Source organism: Tunicatimonas sp., from assembly GCF_049647865.1.
Lineage (GTDB): Bacteria > Bacteroidota > Bacteroidia > Cytophagales > Cyclobacteriaceae > Tunicatimonas.
This window is the reverse complement of the sequence record NZ_JBARYM010000196.1, coordinates 1-3,691: the sequence shown is the minus strand read 5'-3', so window position 1 is coordinate 3,691 and position 3,691 is coordinate 1. Positions and strand designations below refer to the sequence as shown.

The window sequence follows — 3,691 nt, the reverse complement described above, 5'->3', positions numbered from 1 at the left end:
GCTCCAACCTATTACCGCAAAGGAAATAACCAAGCGATGGAGCGAATGGCCAGTCGCCTGGAGCAGGGGCAACTGAAAGGCGTAATCTTCTACAACTGTAATCCGGCTTACGATTTTTATCAGGGTGAGATGATCGGCAGCGCAATTGTGAATGCTGATATTAGTATTTCTACTTCCGATCGGATAGATGAGACTGCCACACTAGTTACGCACGTTGCTCCCGACAGTCATTATTTAGAGTCGTGGAACGATGCGATGCCTCAGCAAGGACAGTTGAGTTTAGTACAGCCCGCAATCACTCCTATTTGCGATACGCGCCAAGCTCAAAGCTCATTCTTAACTTGGGCCAATAGTGCAGAGGCTGACTATTATACTTATCTCCGTAACAACTGGCAATCAACTGCTTTTACAGCTCAGAGTGAAGCGGGTAGCTTCGATATGTTCTGGGACAAAGCACTGTACGATGGTGTGTTAGAAGTATCATCGGCTCCAGTCACTGACGAAAGTGCTGCCAATGAAACGATGGCTAATGAAGGTGGTCCGGCCACTTTCTCAGGAAACGTTAGCAGCTTTGCATCCAGCATTAGTAAAAACTACGGTAATGCTGGCGATGGTTTAGAACTAGTTCTATATCAGAAAGTAGGAACTGGCAGTGGGCGACAAGCCAATAACCCTTGGTTACAAGAGATGCCCGATCCAATCTCTAAAGCTTGCTGGGACAATTATATCGCTATTCCGCAGAGCATGGCGCGTGAGCTTAATTTGAAAATGAGTGAAGGAAAAACGCGTAAAGCTCGGGTTACCGTAGGGGAGCGGTCGATAGAACTGCCCGTGCTGGTACAACCAGGGCAAGCCGCCGGAACAATTAGCATCGCATTAGGGTACGGACGAACCAATACTGGTAAAGTTGCCGATGGGTTAGGTGTAAATGTCTACCCGATGGTAGCTAAAGTAAACGGGTACGCTGCTTACCATCGAAGCGGAGTGCAGTTTGAACTGTTGGATGATGCGTATAACATCGCTCAGACGCAGACGCACCAAACGTATATGGGGCGTGAGACGGTCATTCAGGATGCAACGTTAGCTGAATACAAAGAAAATCCGAAAGCCGGACGTTACGAGTTTAAAGTTGAGACTTACGACGGACCGGCTGACCCGAAAGATATATCACTTTGGAAAGGACATAAGTACCCGAACCACCACTGGGTAATGGGTATTGACTTAAATAGCTGTATTGGTTGTGGAGCTTGTACCGTAGCCTGCCAAGTAGAAAATAACGTTCCGGTAGTAGGCCGACAGGAAGTAATTAACCGTCGGGATATGCACTGGATTCGGATCGACCGCTACTACAGCAGCGATGAGGAGCTTGTGGATGATCCGGATGCTACCAAACTGGAAATCGCCTCCGACAACCCAGAGGTAACCTTCCACCCGATGCTCTGCCAGCAGTGTAATAATGCTCCCTGCGAAACGGTTTGTCCAGTGGCGGCTACTACACACAGCTCCGAAGGGCTCAATCAGATGACTTATAATCGCTGCATCGGAACCCGCTACTGCGCCAATAACTGTCCGTACAAAGTGCGTCGCTTCAACTGGTTTAAGTACCACGACAACGAGCAGTTTAGTGATGTGAATATGGCAATGAACGATGATCTGGGCAAAATGGTGCTAAATCCAGATGTAACTGTGCGAGCGCGAGGGGTAATGGAAAAATGTACGTTCTGCGTACAACGTATTCAGGCTGGTAAACTAGAGGCGAAGAAAGCCGGACGTCGGCCAGTTGATGGTGAGATCAATACTGCTTGCGCCACTGCCTGCCCTACCGAAGCAATTACCTTTGGAGACTATAATGATCCAAACAGTAGTATCTCCCAATTAGTTACTCAAGAAATGGACGGCAGAGCTTACAACGTGTTACACGAAATTGGAGTGAGTCCGAACATCTGGTATCTGACGAAAATCAGAAATCAGGATCAGTCAGAAGAAATGAACGCATAATTTAAATCGATATTTATGGAAGTGACTTCCTCAATACGCAAACCCTTAGTGACCGGAGGAAAAACCGTTCACGATGTTACGGTAGATGTTTGTCGCCGGGTTGAAGAGAAGCCGACTATTACCTGGTTTTTAGCGGTTGCCGCATCTTTAGGGCTATTGACAATTGGTCTCTATTCAGTATTCCGAACGTTATGGGACGGTATTGGGATGTGGGGACTTAATAAGACCGTTGGTTGGGCTTGGGACATTACCAACTTTGTATGGTGGGTAGGTATTGGTCATGCCGGAACTTTAATTTCAGCTATTTTACTCCTCTTCCGTCAGCGCTGGAGAATGTCTATTAACCGTGCGGCAGAAGCAATGACTATTTTTGCCGTAATATGCGCGGCATTGTTTCCCGTCTTGCATATGGGACGACCGTGGTTAGGAGCCTACTGGGCATTGCCACTACCTAATACATTTGGTTCCCTGTGGGTGAACTTTAATTCACCGTTACTGTGGGATGTGTTTGCAATCAGTACGTATTTCACTGTTTCGCTAGTATTCTGGTACATTGGGCTAATCCCTGACTTTGCAACGATTCGGGATCGAGCAAAAGGAATTATCTCGCGCACAGTATATGGAGCTCTGTCTTTCGGCTGGAATGGTTCGGCGCGCACTTGGGAGCGTTATGAAGCAGTCGCTTTAATCCTAGCCGGTTTAGCTACTCCTTTAGTACTTTCGGTACATACTATCGTATCTTTTGACTTTGCTACTTCGGTAATTCCGGGTTGGCACACGACCATTTTTCCACCTTATTTCGTGGCGGGAGCGATCTTCTCTGGCTTTGCAATGGTACTCACGTTGATGCTAATTACCCGTAAGGTCTATAAACTAGAAGATTATATTACAATCAATCATATTGAGATGATGAATATTATCATCATCGTAACGGGATCAATCGTTGGAGTCGCCTATATCACTGAGTTGTTTATGGCTTGGTACTCAGGTGTAGAGTACGAACAGTATGCATTCTTAAACCGGGCTACTGGACCTTACTGGTGGGCATACTGGACGATGATGACCTGTAATGTGGTATCACCTCAGCTGTTCTGGATTAAGAAGATCAGGACTAGCATTGTTGCAACCTTCATTCTTTCTATTGTAGTGAATATCGGAATGTGGTTTGAGCGTTTCGTGATTATCGTAACCTCGCTGCATCGCGATTATATTCCTTCATCTTGGGCGATGTTTCAGCCTACTATCTACGACTTAGGAGATTATCTCTTTAGTATTGGATTGTTCTTTACTTTATTCTTCTTATTCGCTAAGTTTTTTCCAGTAATTAACATGGCTGAGGTGAAGAGTATTCTTAAAGCTACCGGAGAGAAGCAACCTACTATGCGGGAGTCGCAGACTACAACTCAACCAGCAGAAGAAATGACTCCTACCACTTCAAAAAATTAATACTATGACTGTAGGAAATAAATTTTTGGTTGGCGTATTCGATGATGATGATGTACTGCTAGACGCAGTAGCTAAAGTACGCGAAGCAGGTATTCGTATTCACGAATGTTATACTCCGTTTCCCGTACATGGTTTGGGCGATGCTCTTGGGTATAAACGATCTAAACTACCGATTGCCGCTTTCTTATTTGGTATACTAGGTACTTCTTTAGCGTTGCTCATGCAATTTTATATGATGGGCATTGAC

General features: G+C 45.7%; 3 protein-coding genes. All 3 read left to right on the top strand.

Features of this window, described 5'->3' with window-relative positions; all coding sequences use genetic code 11:
* Positions 1–1,998, top strand: a 1,998-nt coding sequence (locus WBA23_RS05965) for a 4Fe-4S dicluster domain-containing protein (RefSeq protein WP_424581338.1), incomplete at its 5' end; no start/stop codon positions are given.
* Positions 1,999–2,013: 15 nt separating this feature from the next.
* Complete coding sequence (gene nrfD / locus WBA23_RS05960) at positions 2,014–3,444, top strand: NrfD/PsrC family molybdoenzyme membrane anchor subunit (RefSeq protein ID WP_424581337.1); 1,431 nt, start codon at positions 2,014–2,016, stop codon at positions 3,442–3,444.
* 4 nt (positions 3,445–3,448) lie between these two features.
* Positions 3,449–3,691: quinol:electron acceptor oxidoreductase subunit ActD (locus WBA23_RS05955; RefSeq protein ID WP_424581336.1), on the top strand; the 243-nt coding region annotated here is incomplete at its 3' end.